Source organism: Blastopirellula sp. J2-11, assembly GCF_024584705.1.
Classification (GTDB): Bacteria; Planctomycetota; Planctomycetia; order Pirellulales; family Pirellulaceae; genus Blastopirellula.
On the sequence record NZ_CP097384.1, the window covers coordinates 5898823 to 5916710 of the forward strand.

Genomic DNA, 17888 nt, shown 5'->3' on the forward strand with positions numbered 1-17888 from the left:
TTTAGCGGCCGAGAACCGGCTCGAGCCAGACGCTCCAGTCGCCGTCTTTGCCGTCGCCGCCATCTTCAACGACCAACTCCAGTCGACTGACATTTTCGACTTCCACCCAAAAATCACGCAGCTGGCCCGGCTTCGTCTTGGGACTGCGCCATAGTTCTTTGCCATCGGCGTTGATTACAAAGACGACCTGGCCTCTGGTCCCTGCGACGCCGGCCGATCCCGAAAAATTCTTCCAGGCTCCGCCCAGATCATACGTGTGCTGGGCAGGCGCGTGCGCCCAAATCCCATGCCGGAAGATCCGGCCGCGTACTTCCAGCAGCGGCTGATCATGCGGCAAACGGTCATAGGCCGGGCGACCATATCCAAGATGGGCCGTTTCTGGTTGGCAGTCGGACAAGGGAACTTCGGTAATCTCTTTCGGCACGTAGAGCGGCGAAATATGGGGGCGTTTGGCTGCGGGCGATGCGGTTAATCGCTTGGCGACTTCCGCCACCAGCTTGTCATCAGAGGCCTGCAGCTTCTCGCTGATCGCTTGAATCTTTTCTTGGTCTTTGGATTTCAACGCGTCGGCTAGCGGCAGCAGTTGCAACTTCTGCTGAATCACTTGCAGTTGCGGCTCTCCTTTGGCGTTGGTCAGCAGATCAAATCCCCACCGCGAATTATCGCCGGAATAGGTTGTCGCCGCGCCATTCGCCTGGCACAGATCGATACGAATCCGCCCATGAAAATTGGGCGTCAGCGGTCGATAGCGAAGCGTGAATTCGCCTGACGCATTCGGTACGGCGACTGCGGAGAATGCGTCGTAGTTGCTGCCGCCATCAGGATCGAGATAGCCGAGCACGGCATAAACCGGAGGTGAGCCTGTAACGCGGCCGGTCAGTTCGACGGTGCGATCCACGGCTTCCACTTGGAGGATCTCGACGTTGGCGTCGCTTTTGGAACTGAGTCCTTTGTTCGATCCTGAGAACTGCGGGTGCGAAGCCAGCTTCAAGCCGTGCGCGAGCGTCAAAAATGTGCCGCGACCTTCACCGCGCAAATTGTCGCCATAGCTGCGATTGCCTGAACCCATTAGCGCCGTGCCAAACTGGGCTTTTTCATCAGGGCGTTCACGGCAATGAGGCAACCCCAGCGCGTGTCCCAGCTCATGACAGATTCCGCCGATGAAGATCGAGTTGTATTTGCCAACCGAAATGTTTCCGTATTGCCCGTCACGCACTTTCCTCTCTTTGTTGTTGAGGAGTTGCAGATCGAGAATCGGCGAGTCGACTTGCCAGGCGGTACCGCCGGTCGGAGAACCTCCAGCGTAATAGGGACTGTTTTGCTTGATCTCCGCTTTGTCCGGATCCCAGTTCGACATATTGCAGAAGATGACGATCGTCTCTTCGTCGGGATTGACGCCTGCTTGGCGGAGTGTGGGGATACACTCTTGACGAATCTTGCGACCATCTGGAGTATCGTACTGCGCGTAGGGGCCTTCTCCCTTTACCACGTGAATGTTCAGTAGGCCATCTTCCTTGACGTCTAACCGAATCGACCGCGGGCCAAAGCCAAGTCGCGACATTTCCTGCGCGTAGAAGTTTTGAATATGAAGCAGGATCTCTGAGAGTCGCTCGCGATAGCGGGGCGCCGGCTCACGGTCGCTAGGAGTCCAATAGACCACATGCATTTTGCGCTTCCCGGGGACCGGATTCTCTTGCTCCCACTTCTCGATGATCTGCAGCGCCTGGGGAACCAGCAGATCGATCTCTTGCTGCGGAGTCGGCCCCGCAGCGGCGACCAGCGTAACGAAACTGAGCCAATAGAATGGCGTAAATGCAACGGCGATAGTTTGCAACATCGAGGACATATGACATCGGCGGGGTGAAATGCGGGCATGCGTCGAGCAGATTGCGACTTGCTTCCATTTTATTCTACGTCACGACGTTTTTTCAGATAGTTGATTCTCCACGCGGTTTATCGCGACTTTTTCAACATTCCGCCGTCATTTGCGCCCCTTCCGCTTTCGTTTCTCCAGAAGGCTGGATGTCGTTGCGATCAAAAATCAACCGCGACGTGCCACATCACTTGATGCTTGTCGGCGGTCTGCAGCAGCGATTGCCATTGCCGCAACTCTCGCCGGACCGAATCCTCCGCTGAAATCGTGGCTGGCTCCGCTTCGAGATGCGCCAACAGCGCGGCGATCGTGATCAAACCAGCGGCCGGAGCGAACCAGGTTTCTTGCGGCAATTCAAAACCTTCTCCCAACTCGAGTTCGTCTTCCAAAAAGAAGTCGGTTTCGTCGGCGCCTTGGCCAAAGAAATCCATCAGCGGCGTTACGCCCAGCGATTGGGCTAACTGCGCGAGCTCTTCTTCGCGCTCTGACAAGGCATGTCCATGCACATACGACTGGACATCGGGGATTTCCCGCTGCAAGGCGATCATCAACGTCGGCATGGAGGTCTCTATATTTACGGAGAAGCGCGCGTCAAGAAAACTTCTCAAATCGTACCGGATGCCGACCGCGGCGCCAGATGGATTCCGCAAACGAAAAAACGCCCTGGAAACTTTCGCTTCCAGGGCGTCAGGTTTACAGCAAGTTGACGATTCGGTCGGCCAAGCCTTTTTCGCCTACGACGATGTTCAGCTTGCCTTCGGCGGCGATCTTTTCCAAGACCTCCAGCTCCCGGAGCCGCATCAACGTGGGGTTATCGGCCAACAGTCGCGCCGTGTTCACCTGGCTGCGCATCGCGGCCGTCTCTTCCCGGCGGAAGATCAGGTTCGCTTCAGCCGCCTTCTTGGCCTGCGTCACCTTGTTCAACAGGTCTTTCATTTCACCAGGCAAGATCGCATCGCGAACGCCGACCGTGATCAGTTCCAGACCCAGCGTTTCGGCTCGGCGGCGCGTGATCGCGGCAATCTCGTCCGCGACGTTCTCTTTGTCGGTGAGAAACGCGTCCAGCTCGCGAGCGCCGATCACCGCTCGCGCGGCGAGCTGCGCTTCGCGATACAGCGCCTGTTGCACGTCGACCGTCGCCGCCGCCGCTTTCAGCGGATCGATCACCCGATAGGTCGCGACCAGGTTCAGCCGGAGCGTCACCTTGTCGGCCGTCATGATGTCTTGACCTGCTACGTCGAGCGTTTGCTCACGCAGATCAATCTCGACCACGCGAGCATCGACCGTTTCCTTCCAGAACGCGTAGACGCCTGGCTCTAGCGTCTCGACGTACTTGCCGTCGTAGAACAGCACGCCGCGGTGGAAACGCTGCACTTCGCAAACGTCCAGCGCCAGTCGAACCGCCGGTTCGCGGGCAATCCGCGACAAGTGATCGCGCTGCAGTCGTACTTCGCGAGCGTCGTAGCGCTCGATTTCCACCTTGCGCACGCCGTTCCAGTAGACATACAGACCTGGCTTCAGGATCCGGTCAAACCGACCATCGATCATGACGATCGCACGCTCGTGCTCGGTCAAGTCAACAACCACCGCTTGATCGGCCAGCTTGCCGCTGCGCGCGATCACGTCCAGCTTGTCGTGACGCAGCCAAGGATCACGTCGCGAGACGATATCGACTTGCTGCTTGCGCAGCCACGCGAACAGGTAATGACGACCCGGCTCCAGCACGCCGGCGAACTCGCCGTCGACAAAGTACAGGCCTGCCTCGTAGGTTTGAATCTGAATTTGCTTGTAGATCATCGTAGTTACCTCCTGTTCCGCTCGTGTGGTTAACGCATCGGAAGCTGCTCCTCGTAAAAAAGTGGAAACGTAAGTCAGGTTATTCCATTCGGTCGTGATTCAATGCGTGAAAAAAAATGCCGTCCAGGACGCAAGCGATCGTCGCGATCCCATCCACTGTGACGGAGGATCGTTGGCGCGCATCGCGAACGATTGGAGACGTTCCGCTTGAGCGACCCTTTTGCCCCAGGGGCGAAAAAGACCGCTGCCGCAGGCGTCGAGCAATCGAACCTTCGATGCGGGCCGGTCATCCCGCAAAGCCGCAGGCGTATGGTGTCGCCGACACGATGCATGTCATTCCAGGCATCTCCGCCAAATGGCCGAAACCGCTTGGCGTAGTTGCGCAAGACCGACAAGTCGCCGCGTCGACAACGGATCGTCTGAAAGTCACGTCCCTTTCGGCGGTTGTGAACCGTGCAAGATTCGAACTTGCTACAGCCAGATCCATAATCTGGTGCTCTACCATTGAGCTAACGGAAATGGTGGATATGCCGAAGGCATACCTTGCGCATGTGGATGGGAATCGAACCCATGTCTCCGGCGCGGCGCCGGTGTCTGTACCTCACTAGACGACCACCAAAGAAACGCGACCATCGAACCCGTTTTCGCGGAACACCGCGAATCGATCTATTGAAGAGACCGCGGCGCCGCCGGAGTATCGCGTTTCTTCGTTGCTTGCATCAAAAAAACGTCGGCGGGAGTCGAACCCACAAGCGAGTTGCTTTGCAGGCAGCCGGCCGAACCATCAGCGGCGACGTTAGAAAAATATAGACACTAGCCCGCAGCGCGAGCTTTGAAGTTGCGCTATTTCGAATCAATCGAACACTAGCCCGCCAGCGCCAGCGAGGGAATACGGTTCGCCACTTCAATCCGTGTTCGGATCGCCAACTCTATTCCCTCGCTGGCGCTTTTTGAGGTTGCGCTATTTCCCTGGTTGGCCGCGATAGCTCCGCTATCCGCGGCGGCGCAGCCGTAAGAGGTATTGGTTCCCGGTAAGCAGTTCAGGGGCTTTTCGCCATTTCCAACGGTATAGCGACCACCGAAGTAAGTCCGACCGCGGCTCGATGCCTCCTACCGACTTCGTCGGCCCTGATAGCGTAGCTATCCGGGCCAACCCGAATCCGTTCGGCCAAATAGCGCAACCTCAAAACTCGCGTTTCGGTTACGAAGAATAAGTGTTGAAAATTGGAAGCGGACGCGGGAGTTGAACCCGCTGCGCGAAGCTTATGAGACTTCGCCGAGCGCCGGCTCGTCCGCAATGATGAGCTTTGAAAAGAAGTGGAGTGCGCCGGGACGGAATTGAACCGCCACAGTATGAAACGAGTGGTTTACAGCCACCGGGGCTCGCCAATGCCCAGCCGACGCGAATAAAAATAGTGGCACGAGTGAGAGTCGAACTCACAAAGTCACGAAGGTCTGAGCTTCGCCGCTTTGCCAAGGTTTGCGTACCGTGCCTAAGTAAGTAAGCGTGCACCGCTGCGGATTGTTACACGCATTTTTTCGAGCGCCCCTGACAGGATTTGAACCTGCGTCTCCGCCGTGACAAAGCGGCGAGCATTCCAGACTGCTCCGCAAGGGCTTGTTCGATCGTACAGGCTGCGAGAGCCGCCAGTCGAACCAGCAGCGACCTGATTCAAAGTCAGGCGTCACTACCAACAGCGAACCTCTCACAACAAAAATCACGTACCGAATTTTCAAAGATCAAATCTGTCGCTGGCAGATTATCGAACTCCGCGGCGCGCTCCCCCGCCAGCTTTAGAATGGGAGCGCGCCGCCGCGTCAGTTACTCAATCACATCGAAGTAGTCCTTCGACACTTCGAGCGCCAAACGACCACCTCCCAGTCGAAGTTCGCAAGCGGCGTTGTCGATCCGGCTTTGCCGCAGATCGACGTCCAACTCTTCAACGCCGCAAAACTGTAAACGTTGCGGCTCGTCCGCTTCCTGCGGTCCCAGCACCACGGCGTAACGCTGGTCAGCGCCGCCTCGGAAGCGGATGCGAGCCGAACGGATCGCCGGCTGTCCGGGGATTTCAAAGCAGGCGGCGATCGCTTGCTGAAATAAACGTTGCTTGCTCATCTTCTTTCTCCGGTAAGTGGACGGGGGAGCGCTCGAATCTCCGTCTCCTGGTCTTCAGCCAGGCGCTATTCCATCTCAGCTATCCGTCCAGCGGTTCGGTACGTGCACAAAAAAAGCCCGGCGTCTGTGGCGACCCGGGCTTGTGCAGTACATCCGCGCAAGTTTCCGCGTCACCAGCGAAAATCGAGATTCATCCGTCGCATCAGGCGACAGCCCAAGATCGAATAGGATTCGTGTTGTCGATCGGTGAACGTCATTGCAGAAAGCGTTTCTCGGTAAAGGGTTGGGGATTCAATTCAGCGTTTCACCAGCGGCAGTCGCACAAGCGGCGTACCAGAAGTAGACGACCTACTACGACAAAGGTTCGAGGTTGAGCGAAAAAAATGCGAGAAAGCATTTCTCTTCGTAGCCCGCTTGCGCAATTTGAATGGAACACGGCCAGACCACGGATCAAGAACGGAAAAGCAGGGTCGGAAGCAAGCGGAAAACGTCTCACTAGAACGCTGCGACAGCAAGGGAAAGCGGCTCGCCACTTCAATCCGTGTTGGCGTCGCCATCCGCATTCCCTCGCTGGCGCAACGGGCTAGTGTTCTGTCACGCGACAATTTTCAGGAGCCATGATTTTATTAGCCGTAGTGCGTTAGCACCGGTTTCTGATGGGAACTCATTTGCGAAAGACAATTGGTAACAGAAACCGCGGCTAACGCCGTGCGGCTGATTTCGTGGAAGCCGAAAATAGCGATTTGACAGAACACTAGCGTTCAATCGGTTCGAGAAATCGCAGCTTCAAAATGCGCAAGCGGGCTACGAAGAAAAAAAGCCTGCTCGGTTGGGAGCAGGCTTTGTCGTTGGTTTCCATTTTCCGCCGCGGCGAACTACTTGGGCAGTCGCTCGGTTTCGACCGGCGGAAATTCGCCGGTTAACGCTTCCATAAATGCGACCAAATCTTCTTTGTCCTGCTGGGTCAGATCGAGCTTTTTCACTTTGTCGCTGAGGTAGGGATTCGGATGGCCCCCCTTGGCGTACCACTCGACCACTTCCATCAGCGTCTTCTGACTGCCGTCATGCATGTACGGTGCGGTCTGGGCGATGTTACGCAGCGTCGGAGTTTTGAAGGCGCCTTTGTCCTTCTCTTCTTTGGTCACTTCGTAACGGCCGAGATCCGGCTTCTCGACATCCATGCCAACGCCCAGGTTGTGATACTGCTCGTCGGTGAAGTTGGCGCCGGCGTGACATGCGGTGCACTTTCCCTTTTCGCTGAAGAAGATTTCGCGTCCGCGACGGGCCGATTCAGACATCGGCTTGGCGCCGGCGACGGCGGCCTTGTACTTCTCGTACAGATCGGGATCATCTTCTTCCAAGTACTCAATGTCTTCGCCCAGCTGATTCTCGAAGTTGCGTTGCACTTCGTAGTAGTCGTACGGAGCCGGTCCGGTGACGATGGCCCGTTCAAACGTGGCGAGCGCTTTGCCGACGTTTTCGATGGTGATCTTGTCGTCGCCAAACACCTTTTTGAACTGCAGTTCGTAGCCGGGAATCTCGTTCAGGCAGAGCACGCAAGCGTCATGCGTATGCCCCATTTCAATCGGGTTGGCGATCGGACCAATCGCTTGATCTTCGAGCGTCGCCGCGCGACCATCCCAGAACTGCGGGCCGCTGAGGATTCGATTGAAGCTGACCGGCGAGTTACGATTGCCCTCTTGTCCTAGCACGCCGACGCCAAATTGCGTTTCTTTCGCCCAACCGTTGGTCGGGTGATGGCAATCGGCGCAGCTGATCGTTTGATCAATCGAGAGACGTTTGTCGAAGTAGAGCTGACGACCGAGTTCGATCTTAGCGCGGGTCATCGGATTCTTGTCGAGTCCGGTAATGTTGCCGGCTTGGGCGGCGATGCCGTAGGGAAGCTCCACTTCCAGCGGCTCATGATTGGCCGGGTCAGCCAACCATTTGGTCAGCGCTTCGACTTCGATCGGGCCTTCGCCCGGGACGCCGGCGGTTAGCGACGGATCGCCCAGCTTCACTTGATTCGATTTGGCGGCAGGTTCCTCGGCAAACAGGCCGGCGCCGCACGCGACTAACGCGATTAGCAGAGCGCCCGATAGATGACGTTTCATCGATGTTCTCCTAGGCAGCAAAGAGAGGACAGGTGGGGAGGGATTTTTGGAATATCCGTTCGCGATAGGTCACTACAAGGATATAGGTAAAAAAAGGCGTCGGAGCAAATGCCGACGCCTTTTTCGTGGTTCATCCGTGACCGCTACGTCGAATCGACCGCGATAGGCGCGGTGCGACCGATCTAGCCGGCGTATTCGGCGCCGAAGAATTCTTTTGAATCGCTCGGGGTCGGCTTGATCGTGCGGGAGCCTTCTTTCCAGTTGGCCGGGCAAACTTCGCCGTTCACTTCGTGGAACTGGAGCGCTTTGACCATGCGCAGCGCTTCGTCAACGCTACGGCCCAGCGGCAGATCGTTGACCACCTGGTGACGAACGACCCCTTTGGTGTCGATCAGGAACAAGCCGCGAAGCGCGATCCCGCCTGACAACAGAACGTCGTACTTGGTCGCGATGCTCTTATCGAGGTCGGCGAGAAGCGGGTATTGGATGTCGCCGATACCACCTTCGCCGCGAGGAGTGTTGCGCCAAGCCAGGTGCGAGAAGTGGCTGTCAATCGAGCAGCCCAAGACCTGCACGCCGAGCGCTTTAAAATCTTCGATGCGATCCGAGAATGCGATGATCTCGGTCGGGCAAACGAAGGTGAAATCGAGCGGGTAGAAGAACAACAGGACGTACTGTCCTTTGTAGTCCGACAGGCTGACTTCTTTGAACTCGCCGGTCTCCGTAACCGCGGTGGCGGTGAAATCAGGCGCTTCCTTCGTAACCAATACGCTCATGGGTCTTGTCTCCGTTTCCGAAACTCTGCTACTGGCGGGAACCTGCTCGCTACGTCGAGACTGGATAGGCTCACAAATAATTCCCTATTATCATGACGCTTAGCGGACCCATTCGGCAAGTGCCGAAAGGGTAATGCCTGCGATAACTTTTGGTTATGGCAAATCGTTCGGTTCGATTGCGAACCATAAAAAACGCCGCACAGGCGATTATCCTCGCAAGGCGGCGTAAAAAATGAATCGTGAGATTTCGCGATAGTTAGCTAAACAACTCTGCAATGGGTCGCCCGCCATCGGAGATCGGTACAGGGCGATCACCGGCGTACAGTTCTTCGTGCGGGTTGATCCCCATCGTCTGGAAGATCGTCGCGAACAGATCAGGCACCGAGACGCGGCGATCGAGCGCTTTCATCGCCAATTCGTCGGTCTCGCCGATCGCTTTGCCGGTTTGCAGTCCGCCGCCAGCCAGTACGACGGTGAATGCGCCGCCGTGGTGACCACGTCCGCCGCCGCCGTCAAACTGGGCGGGTCGTCCAAACTCGGACGAGATCACGATCAACGTTTTGTCGAGCAGTTTTTTCTCTTCCAGGTCGGTCACCAAGGTCGCAATCGCGCCGTCCAACTCTTGAATCAACAAGTGCTGATTCAGCTGTCCTTCGTTGTGCGTATCCCAACCGGTGCCGTTGACGAAGTTCAGGTTATGCGACACTTCGATAAAGCGGACGCCTCGTTCGACCAATCGTCGCGAAAGCAGGCAGCGTTGACCAAACTCGCCGCCGTATTTGTTGCGCAGGTCATCCGGCTCGTTGTCCAGATCAAACGCCTTCATGAACTCGGGGCCCGAGAGACGCAGCGCCGCCTGGCCTGCTTCGGCGTAGTCTTCGATCAGTTGCTTCTCTTCCGCTTTGGTCAGATAACGATCGCGCAATTTGCCCAACACATTCTCGCGACGCGCGGCGCGCTCGTCCGAAATATGCGGCATGCGGGCCAAGCCGTTCGGGCCTTGCGCGGTGTCGGTCAAATAGACGTAACCAGCGCTGGCGCCCAGGAATCCGGGACCACGCGTTACGTTGGGGTAACCAATCAACATGTAAGCGGGGGCAATGTCGCTCGCCGCGCCACGCTGGTAGGCGATCGCCGAACCGATCGACGGATAGACGATCGTGCCGGACGTATCGCGGCCGGTGTGCATGCGGTTCGTGGCCGCCGCATGCTCGTCGATCACATCATGGTGAACGGTCCGAATCGGATTGAAACGCTCCATCAGCGGCGCACAGCGTTTGAGGTGCTCGCACACTTGCAGACCAGGAACCGCTGTGTCGATCGCGTCGTAATAGCTGCCAGCCTTCTTTAGCTTGGCGTCCCCTTTCGCCTTCGGATCCCACGTATCAATCTGGGCGGCGCCGCCCCCCAGCCAGACCATGATGCAATGCTCGGCCTTGCCCATCGGCACGACGGGATGCGGCTCTTTGGCTTCTTCGGCAAACAGCGGCAAGCCGCCGGCCATCGCCATCGCGCCTGCGGTAGCGGCTGATTGCTTCAGAAAGGAACGACGATTGGTAGAGTTGCTGGACATTGCGTTAGCGTCCTTGTCTTGATCGGTGGGATAGCATAATGGGGAGCAGCAGCGTCTACGGCAAGAAAACAAATTCGGGCGTATTCAACAGCGCCCACAGCCCATCTTCCAGCCGCGTGCGCCACTGGGGATTCAGTCGCTGCGTTGGCAAATCGCCATGACGCACGACCTGTTCTAGCTCCAGCACAATTTCATTGGCGCGGGGATCCAAGTGGTTGGTCCAGGAGACCAAGCCGCGCGGCAGCGGTTCGCGTTTCACCAGCGGAGCGTCAACGCGACGCGTTTCATACCCGGGCGAAAGGAGCTCGCGGAAGACCGCCAACTCTTCGGCGTCCGGCTCACGCGTCAGCACGCGTAAGTAGAGACGTCGCACCAATTCGTCCAGTTTGACATCTTCGAGCGCCATTGCCGTGAAGACGCTGTCGTCGCTCAATCGCGTGAAGCGCTCTCCCAGTTCGCCGTTGGCGAGAATCGCCGGTTGCAAGACGTTCGGTTCTTTGTCTCGCTCGGCGATCGGATTTTGCCGCGAACCGGTCCAGCCAAACGACTCCATCGTCACGATAAAGGGAGCGGCGAACGGCAGCGACAAGCTGGGGCGATCCCGTTCGTTCGAGAGAGAGACAAATTCCCAGGCCCGGGTCGGCACGCCAAAGTCGGAAGAGTTGTTCACGTCACGCGAACCATCCAGGTCGATATTCAAAGGCCCTACGTCGAGCGATTTCTCGCACGCTAGGAAGAGCGAGTCGACAATCTGTTCAGCTGTCATTCGACGCGGCGCAGGACCGGCGAAGTTAAACCCAAACGGCGACGGTTCGCTAGTCGCGCGTTGATAAGCGTCCGACGAGACGATCTGTCGGGTCAAATGTTTCAGGTCGTAGCCATGTGCGACAAAGTCGCGGGCCAGATACGCCAGCAGTTCGGGATGCGAAGGATCGGCGTTTTCCCAGTCGTCAAGCATTTCGACGAAACCGCGTCCCATCAGTCGCTGCCAGACGCGATTGACCATCACCTGAGCAAATCGGGTATTCTCCGGCGCGGTCATGAGCAAAGCCAAGCGTTCACGCGAGTCATCGGCGTCGTTCAGATAAGCCTCGTCCGGCTCGCTTTGCAGTTGTTCAAAGGCCCAGTGGGGCGAAATTTTTTCGCCTGCCTTCAAGACCGATTTGACGATTCCTTCACGTCCGCCGCCAGGAACGGTGCTCGATTTTGGCACGGCGATTTGGCTGCGGTTGAGCATCGCTCCCATGCCAAAGAGATCGGCCTGGGCGATATCGTGATAAGGCGCATCATGGCAGCGAGCGCACTTCATCTGCACGCCGAGAAAGGCTTGACCGAGAACAAACGCTTTGGCCGCCATCGGTGCGTCGTTTTGCGAAGCCATCGCGAAGCCGGCCGTACCGCCGCCGCGAGAGCTTCCTTCCATCATGACTAACTCCGTCACCATCCGGTCGAGCGCTTTATTGTCTTGAAACGCTTCGTATAAGTACCAGCGGAAGGGTCCAGTGTTGTTGAGCGTTGGGTTGATGATGTTGGGGTTCTCGGCCAGCGCGTCTTGCCAATACGAAACCCAGTGATCGGCCCAGCCGCTATCGGCGAGCAAGTGATCGATCGCCCATGCGCGACGCTGCGCGGACGGTTGCTGCTCGTACTGCGCGATCAACGCGGGAGAGGGGATCCGTCCGACGATGTCGAGCGACAAGCGGCGTAGGAAGGCCAAATCGTCGATCTGTCCGGTCGGCGTCTCCTCGGCTTCGGCCAGAGCAACATTTAAAAATCGGTCGATGTCGCCGCGAACCGCTTTCTGATAGGGAGGAGCCAATTCGGCGACCGCAGGAACCTGGATCGCCGCTTGGCCGGCGATATGCTTTTTCGCATGCGCGTGACGCTTGTCCCAATACGGCTTCGCTTCGTCGACTTCGGCGCGGCGCAGACGATCAAGTTCGCGATACATCAGCCGCTGATCGGCGGCGAAGGGAACCCACGCTTCGTCGGTGATCGCAATCTGCATTTCGTCACGCGGCGAGAGGAGATGGAAGTCTCCCTCCGGCGTTGCGATGCTGACCGACGATTCGCCAAACGTTTGCCGACGATTTCCACCGCCGACGATCATCTCATAGGCGACGATATGCTCTTGGCCGTCGCCGGTGACGGTAATCACTTTTTCTTGATCCCCGCGGGCCAGCGGGCGAATGTTGGGAGCCAGCGAACGATCCGGTTCGATCACCGTACCGTGGGCCGAACCGCTGATGTTGTGAAACGGCGTTTGCACTTGCAGCTCGCCGTCGATGTAGACGCGCGCCGAGTTCCGCGAGCGGACCAGCAGGCGATGTTCTCCCTCAGGCAAAGTAACGCGACCGGCGGCACGCAGTAGATAGGGACTACTGCGATCGGTGCGAACAGCGTCGCCGTTGTATTTTTGGCGAGCGTCCAAAAAGGCGAACGCCGGGATTTCGTACGCTTCGACAAAGCGCGGCTGACGGAAGTCCCACGACTTGCGATTGGGGATCCCTTCGTACAGTTCGATTCGGACGGCGTCACGCGGAAGCTGCGCAACGTCAAAAGTCGGTTTGGGCGCTTCGTAGCGAAATCGCTTTTTGATCGCACCGGCCGAAAGAACGTTGCGGTACAAAGCGACCTCGTCGATCTGGCCATGGAAAGAACTGCCGGCCTGGCCTCCCAACGCCGATCCAATCCAGACCTGATCGTTATCCACCAGCGGCGCGGCGCCGGTGTCACCACCCATGTCCCACTTACCTTTAACCGGCTGGCCATCGATATAACCGTGCAGCGATCCTTTTTTTCCAAAGACATAGGTCAACGCGACATGATGCCAACCGTCGCCAACGGCGATTATTTTTTCGCTATCCCAGCGGTGATAAGTCGCGTTCTCCGCATCTCGATACAAAAAGCTGATGCCGACCGAATCGCCGCCGCATAGACGGAGCGACCAGTTTTGATTGTCGGGCGAGAACCCGGCGCGATGGGTCCGGCCTTTACCGATGATGTACATATAGCTGCCGCTACGATGCTGCGGAGAGACCCAGGCTTCGATCGTGATCGGATCGCCGGCCGCAAAATCCAACGGGCTCTCGGCGCCGGGATCGTCAATCACAAAGCGGCCAGGCTCTTTCGCCAATTCGAGCGCGCGATTGTCGACATCAAACAACGGATATTGCGGCGCGGCGGCGCCAACGGTCAGTTTGACCGGTCCATGCTCGGCGGCCGAAAGCTTCGGTCCGTCGGGCGCTTCGTTCTGGATCTTGGCCAGATCGTCCGCGTCAAAAGACAAGTACAAAACGGGACTATCGGTTTGGATCAGCTCACGGTAAGTCGCTCCCTGCGCATGGACCACCATCATGGCGATCACACAAAGAGTGGACAGAGCGGGGGAAAAACGGCCTCGAAACAGCATGATGACTGCCTTGATGGTCAGATTCGAAACATAGGTAGGCGTTAAAGGTGGGCATCGCCAATTTGGCGACGAAACTCAATTCTAGCAAAAATCCTTTCGCCAGACCATGAAAAATTACTTACAAACAGAAGGAGTTCTCTCCTCTTAGGGATCCGCTAGCGTCGGGTGGTTGACCCTTGGGCAGGCGAAGTCGTACAAAGGCGATTTGACACACCTCTTCCGATGACGAGCAGGGAGCTCTGGAACCTTGAATCCTTCGATCAAAAACGCACTCATCAGCGTCAGCGACAAGCTGGGTCTGGTCGACTTTGCTCGCGGTCTGTGCGCCTGCGGGATCACTGTCTACTCGACCGGCGGCACCAGAAAACACCTGGAAGGGGAGGGGATCGCGGTTCGCGACGTTTCCGAATACACCGGTTTTCCGGAAATGATGGATGGTCGCCTGAAAACGCTTCATCCGAAAATCTTTGGCGGCATCCTCTGCCGGCATGATCGCGAAGACGACATGCGTGCGATCGATCAACATCGGATCGAAGCTTTCCCGCTGGTCGTCGTCAATCTCTACCCGTTTGAAGCGACCATCGCCAAGTCGGGCGTCACCATGGCCGAAGCGATCGAGCAGATCGACATCGGCGGGCCAAGCTTGGTCCGTGCGGCGGCCAAAAATCATGCGTTCACCGCAATCGCATCGCGCCCCGAACATTACGCCGAAATCCTGGCCCAGATCGAAGCGACCGGCGGAACAACGTTTGAACTGCGACGGAAGTTGGCCAGCGAAGCGTTCGCACATACCGCCGCCTATGACCGCGCGATCTCCGACTACTTCGTGTCGCAATCGGCGCCAGAAGCTTTCCCGGCGACGATGCACATCGAGCTGAAACGGGAAGAAGTGTTGCGATACGGCGAAAATCCGCATCAGGAAGCGGCCGTCTATAGCAACCCGCGTGAAGTGGGCGCCAACCTGGTGACCGCTCGCCAGTTGAACGGCAAAGGGCTGTCGTACAACAACCTGCTCGATCTCGACAGCGCCTTGGCGATTGCTCGCGGCTTGCCTGATTGCGGAGTCAGCGTGGTCAAGCACAACAACCCCTGCGGCGCAGCGTCCAGCGACAACATCGCCGACGCATGCCGCAAAGCGATGGACGGCGATCCGGTCAGCGCGTTCGGCAGCGTCCTCGGTTTCAATCATCCGGTCGACGCCGCAGCCGCCGAATATCTCTCGACGCCGGGCCTGTTTGTTGAAGCGATCGCGGCGCCCAGTTTTTCGGCCGAAGCGGTCGAGATTTTGACCAGCAAGCCGAAGTGGAAAGCGAACGTTCGCCTGATGCAGGTCGGCGAGTTCACCGATCGCCGCCCCCCTTTGCAAACCCGCTGGATCGAAGGGGGACTGCTGGTTCAGGGAACCGACTTCGAAGATGATCCCGAAGCGGAGTGGACCGTCGCCACGAAGGCGCAAGTATCCCCGGAACTTTGGGCCGAACTCAAGTTCGCCTGGGCGGTCTGTCGCTATGTGAAGTCGAACGCGATCGTCCTGTGCAAAGAACGCGCCTTGATCGGCGCCGGCGCCGGCCAGATGAGCCGCGTCGATTCGGTCGAAATCGCGATCAAGAAGGGAGGCGAGCGTGGTCCCGGCAGCGTGTTGGCCAGCGACGCATTTTTCCCGTTCCCTGATTCGATTCATGAAGCGGCCAAAGCAGGCGTCGCCGCATTGATTCAGCCCGGCGGATCGAAACGAGACCAGGAAGTGATCGACGCGTGCAACGAGCACGGGCTGCCGATGATCTTCACAAATCGCCGTCACTTCCGCCATTAAACCGCTTCGGGAAACTTATTTCGTGCCGACTGTTCTCGACAAAATCGTCGCTACCAAACGGGAAGAGATCGCCGTCGCGAAATCGCAATACCCGGTCGAACTGCTCGAGAGCATGATCGCCGACGCGCCGCCGGTCCGCGATTTTTTTGGGGCGCTCGCCGCGGCTGGTCCGATCAAACTGATCGCCGAAGTGAAAAAAGCGAGCCCCTCCAAGGGGATCATTCGCGAAGACTTCAACCCGGTCGACATCGCGCTGGCCTACGAAGCGGCCGGCGCGACTTGCATTAGCTGCCTCACCGACGAAGTCTATTTTCAAGGCTCCCTCGATTACCTCCGCGAGATCCGCAAAGCGGTCAGCATTCCGGTCCTGCGGAAAGACTTCATCCTTGATCCCTATCAGCTGTTGGAGGCCCGCGTCGCCGGCGCCGACGCCGTGCTGTTGATCGCCGAATGCCTGGATGACTGTGCGCTCCGTTCGCTGCACAACGCCGCGATCGATCTGGGGATGACGCCGCTGGTCGAGCTTTATGATCCCGAAAATATCACTCGCGTCTTAGAAGCGGGCGCCGATTTGATCGGGGTCAACAATCGCGATCTGCGAACCTTCGAGATCGACTTGCAACATACGGTTCGCTTGCGTCAGCAAATCCCGAGCGACAAACTGCTGGTTGGCGAAAGCGGCATCTTCACCCACGACGACGTGCAGTTGCTCTCCACAGCCGGCGTCGACGCGATCTTGGTTGGCGAGAGCCTGATGCGCCAGGCAGATATCGGCGCGGCGGTTAAGGCGCTGCTGGGCACAGCGGGATGACGCTCACGTTGATCCTGCTAGGACTGCTGTGCGGGCCATGGCTGATCGCAACTTTGCTGCGATTATCGCCGGCCAGCAAGCATCTGGCCGGAACCATCGGCGTCACGCTGCTCTTTCTGTTTGCCGGCCTGGGTCACTTTATCGTGACAGACGAGATGGTCTCGATGCTGCCCGAGTTCTTGCCGCTTCGTCGAATCGCCGTCTATCTCTCAGGCATCGTCGAATGGATCGCCGCGATCTTCGTATTGATTCCGTTGCTGCGCAAATCGACCGGCTGGTTCCTGATTGCGCTGCTCGTTTTACTACTGCCGGTCAATATTTATGCCGCGATGATGCACGCCCCGGCAGGCGGCCATGCCTGGGGACCGATCTATCTGCTGATTCGCGTGCCGTTGCAAACGATCATGATCGTGTGGGTCTATTATTTTGCGGTCCGTCCGGCAGACCAATAGGCGGAACCAAGACTCCGTTCGCTACTCTTCGTAGCCCGTTGCGCGAGTTTTGAGGTTGCGCTTTTTCGAACCGATTGAACACTAGCCCGCCAGCGCCAGCGAGGGAATGCGGCTCGCCACTTCAAACCGTGTTAGAATTGCTGACCGTATTCCATCGGCTTGCGCCTCTGGCTGGTGTAACGATTTCCGGTTGATTCTGGCCCTGTTTTACCGTCCTTCATCTGTGACTTGGTCGTGTTCAATGCTTGCTACCGAAAATAGCGCAACGGGCTATGAAGAGAAAGAGCGTCTATCGCTTCTCAACCGGTTTACGACTCACGGTCTTCATCCGCAGATTGAGCATTTCGACGACCAGCGCGAACGCCATGGCGAAGTAGACGTAGCCCTTGTCGAAATGGGCGCCGGTTCCTTCGGCGACCAGCATGACGCCGATCAAAATCAGAAAGCTGAGCGCCAGCATCTTCAGGGTTGGATGCCGTTCTACAAAGTTCGAGATCGGATTGGCGAAAATAATCATCACGGCGACGGCGGCGATGACCGCCGCGATCATCACATAGATCCCGGGGATGACGCCGCCGATATCTCCTTTGACCATCCCGACCGCAGTGATCACCGAGTCGAGTGAGAAGATGATGTCGAGCAGTACAATTTGCGTGATCACTCCGCTAAAGGTGATCGCCGCTTTGGGAGTCTCCGATTCTTTGTGCGGTTCATGCTCCAGCTTTTCATGAATCTCATGGACGCTTTTCCAGATCAGAAATAGCCCGCCAAAAAAGAGGATCAGATCTTTGATAGAGACATGATTCAACTCTTCGTGCTCGGTGAGGTAATTCAGCTGGATCCCTAGATCGGTCCAGCTGAACAGCGGAAAGGTGGCTTTCATCACCCACGATATCGTCAGCAACAGCAAGATACGCATCCCGAGCGCCGCCAATAGGCCCACCTTGCGCGCCTTGGGACGCTCCGACTCCGGCAGTCGCCCCGAGACGATCGCAATAAAGACGATGTTATCGATCCCCAAGACGATTTCGAGCGCAGTCAGCGTTACCAGGGCGATTAAGGCTTCGATCCATGCGTCCATCAAGCGGCGGTCCTGTAGCGGCGAAATTGATTCTAAGGCGGTAGTTCGTCAGCGGGGCGACGATCTTGGG

Annotated in this window: 12 protein-coding genes and 7 tRNA genes; 3 read left to right on the plus strand and 16 right to left on the minus strand. The window is 57.6% G+C overall.

Annotated elements, in window-relative coordinates:
• Nucleotide 1: 1 nt before the first annotated feature.
• From M4951_RS23435 to M4951_RS23505, 15 genes are all read right to left on the minus strand, one after another.
• Nucleotides 2–1837: an NPCBM/NEW2 domain-containing protein gene (locus M4951_RS23435; protein ID WP_262024025.1), complete on the minus strand. Its 1836-nt coding sequence runs from the start codon at nucleotides 1835–1837 to the stop codon at nucleotides 2–4.
• A gap of 197 nt (nucleotides 1838–2034) precedes the next feature.
• Nucleotides 2035–2433, minus strand: a complete 399-nt coding sequence (locus tag M4951_RS23440; protein WP_262024026.1) for a hypothetical protein — start codon at nucleotides 2431–2433, stop codon at nucleotides 2035–2037.
• A 133-nt stretch (nucleotides 2434–2566) separates the two neighbouring features.
• On the minus strand, nucleotides 2567–3670 hold the full coding sequence (locus M4951_RS23445) for a slipin family protein (protein WP_262024027.1): 1104 nt from the start codon (nucleotides 3668–3670) through the stop codon (nucleotides 2567–2569).
• A 725-nt stretch (nucleotides 3671–4395) separates the two neighbouring features.
• Nucleotides 4396–4468, minus strand: a tRNA-Cys gene (locus tag M4951_RS23450).
• A gap of 427 nt (nucleotides 4469–4895) precedes the next feature.
• Nucleotides 4896–4966: transfer RNA gene (locus tag M4951_RS23455), tRNA-Met, on the minus strand.
• Nucleotides 4967–4993: 27 nt separating this feature from the next.
• Nucleotides 4994–5074: transfer RNA gene (locus tag M4951_RS23460), tRNA-Tyr, on the minus strand.
• A gap of 12 nt (nucleotides 5075–5086) precedes the next feature.
• Nucleotides 5087–5164: transfer RNA gene (locus tag M4951_RS23465), tRNA-Leu, on the minus strand.
• Between the two features lie 50 nt (nucleotides 5165–5214).
• Nucleotides 5215–5288: transfer RNA gene (locus tag M4951_RS23470), tRNA-Asp, on the minus strand.
• Between the two features lie 17 nt (nucleotides 5289–5305).
• Nucleotides 5306–5381: transfer RNA gene (locus tag M4951_RS23475), tRNA-Gln, on the minus strand.
• A 111-nt stretch (nucleotides 5382–5492) separates the two neighbouring features.
• Nucleotides 5493–5786 (minus strand): hypothetical protein, encoded by a 294-nt coding sequence (locus M4951_RS23480; protein ID WP_262024028.1) that lies wholly within the window; start codon nucleotides 5784–5786, stop codon nucleotides 5493–5495.
• Nucleotides 5787–5803: 17 nt separating this feature from the next.
• Nucleotides 5804–5875: transfer RNA gene (locus M4951_RS23485), tRNA-Phe, on the minus strand.
• 786 nt (nucleotides 5876–6661) lie between these two features.
• Complete coding sequence (locus M4951_RS23490; RefSeq protein WP_262024029.1) at nucleotides 6662–7900, minus strand: cytochrome-c peroxidase; 1239 nt, start codon at nucleotides 7898–7900, stop codon at nucleotides 6662–6664.
• 182 nt (nucleotides 7901–8082) lie between these two features.
• Nucleotides 8083–8676 (minus strand): peroxiredoxin, encoded by a 594-nt coding sequence (locus M4951_RS23495; protein WP_262024030.1) that lies wholly within the window; start codon nucleotides 8674–8676, stop codon nucleotides 8083–8085.
• A 256-nt stretch (nucleotides 8677–8932) separates the two neighbouring features.
• Nucleotides 8933–10249 carry a DUF1501 domain-containing protein gene (locus M4951_RS23500; protein ID WP_262024031.1) on the minus strand — a complete coding sequence of 439 codons (1317 nt, stop codon included), beginning with the start codon at nucleotides 10247–10249 and terminating at the stop codon, nucleotides 8933–8935.
• 55 nt (nucleotides 10250–10304) lie between these two features.
• Nucleotides 10305–13661: a DUF1553 domain-containing protein gene (locus tag M4951_RS23505; RefSeq protein ID WP_262024032.1), complete on the minus strand. Its 3357-nt coding sequence runs from the start codon at nucleotides 13659–13661 to the stop codon at nucleotides 10305–10307.
• A gap of 247 nt (nucleotides 13662–13908) precedes the next feature.
• Between M4951_RS23505 and purH the strand changes: the two genes are divergently transcribed.
• From purH to M4951_RS23520, 3 genes are read left to right on the plus strand one after another with little or no spacing between them, the layout of a single operon-like run.
• Entirely contained in the window at nucleotides 13909–15474 is a 1566-nt protein-coding gene (gene purH / locus M4951_RS23510; protein ID WP_262024033.1) for a bifunctional phosphoribosylaminoimidazolecarboxamide formyltransferase/IMP cyclohydrolase, read from the plus strand.
• A 22-nt stretch (nucleotides 15475–15496) separates the two neighbouring features.
• A complete protein-coding gene (gene trpC / locus M4951_RS23515; protein WP_262024034.1) occupies nucleotides 15497–16285 on the plus strand; it encodes an indole-3-glycerol phosphate synthase TrpC in 789 nt (262 codons plus the stop codon).
• Nucleotides 16282–16737, plus strand: coding sequence for a hypothetical protein (locus M4951_RS23520; protein WP_262024035.1), 456 nt, complete (start codon nucleotides 16282–16284; stop codon nucleotides 16735–16737). The genes trpC and M4951_RS23520 overlap by 4 nt, the downstream gene beginning before the upstream one ends.
• Before the next feature lie 289 nt (nucleotides 16738–17026).
• On the opposite strand, the gene M4951_RS23525 is transcribed toward M4951_RS23520, so the two are convergent.
• Nucleotides 17027–17818 carry a TerC family protein gene (locus tag M4951_RS23525; RefSeq protein ID WP_262024036.1) on the minus strand — a complete coding sequence of 264 codons (792 nt, stop codon included), beginning with the start codon at nucleotides 17816–17818 and terminating at the stop codon, nucleotides 17027–17029.
• Nucleotides 17819–17888: the final 70 nt, after the last annotated feature.

Excerpts from the sequence above, each read along its gene's own strand:
- M4951_RS23525 (WP_262024036.1), bottom strand. The coding sequence starts at position 17,818 with ATGGACGCATGGATCGAAGCCTTAATCGCCCTGGTAACGCTGACTGCG.
- M4951_RS23440 (WP_262024026.1), bottom strand. The coding sequence starts at position 2,433 with ATGCCGACGTTGATGATCGCCTTGCAGCGGGAAATCCCCGATGTCCAG.
- M4951_RS23480 (WP_262024028.1), bottom strand. The coding sequence starts at position 5,786 with ATGAGCAAGCAACGTTTATTTCAGCAAGCGATCGCCGCCTGCTTTGAA.
- M4951_RS23520 (WP_262024035.1), top strand. The coding sequence starts at position 16,282 with ATGACGCTCACGTTGATCCTGCTAGGACTGCTGTGCGGGCCATGGCTG.
- M4951_RS23505 (WP_262024032.1), bottom strand. The coding sequence starts at position 13,661 with ATGCTGTTTCGAGGCCGTTTTTCCCCCGCTCTGTCCACTCTTTGTGTG.
- M4951_RS23435 (WP_262024025.1), bottom strand. The coding sequence starts at position 1,837 with ATGTTGCAAACTATCGCCGTTGCATTTACGCCATTCTATTGGCTCAGT.
- M4951_RS23490 (WP_262024029.1), bottom strand. The coding sequence starts at position 7,900 with ATGAAACGTCATCTATCGGGCGCTCTGCTAATCGCGTTAGTCGCGTGC.
- M4951_RS23495 (WP_262024030.1), bottom strand. The coding sequence starts at position 8,676 with ATGAGCGTATTGGTTACGAAGGAAGCGCCTGATTTCACCGCCACCGCG.
- M4951_RS23500 (WP_262024031.1), bottom strand. The coding sequence starts at position 10,249 with ATGTCCAGCAACTCTACCAATCGTCGTTCCTTTCTGAAGCAATCAGCC.
- M4951_RS23445 (WP_262024027.1), bottom strand. The coding sequence starts at position 3,670 with ATGATCTACAAGCAAATTCAGATTCAAACCTACGAGGCAGGCCTGTAC.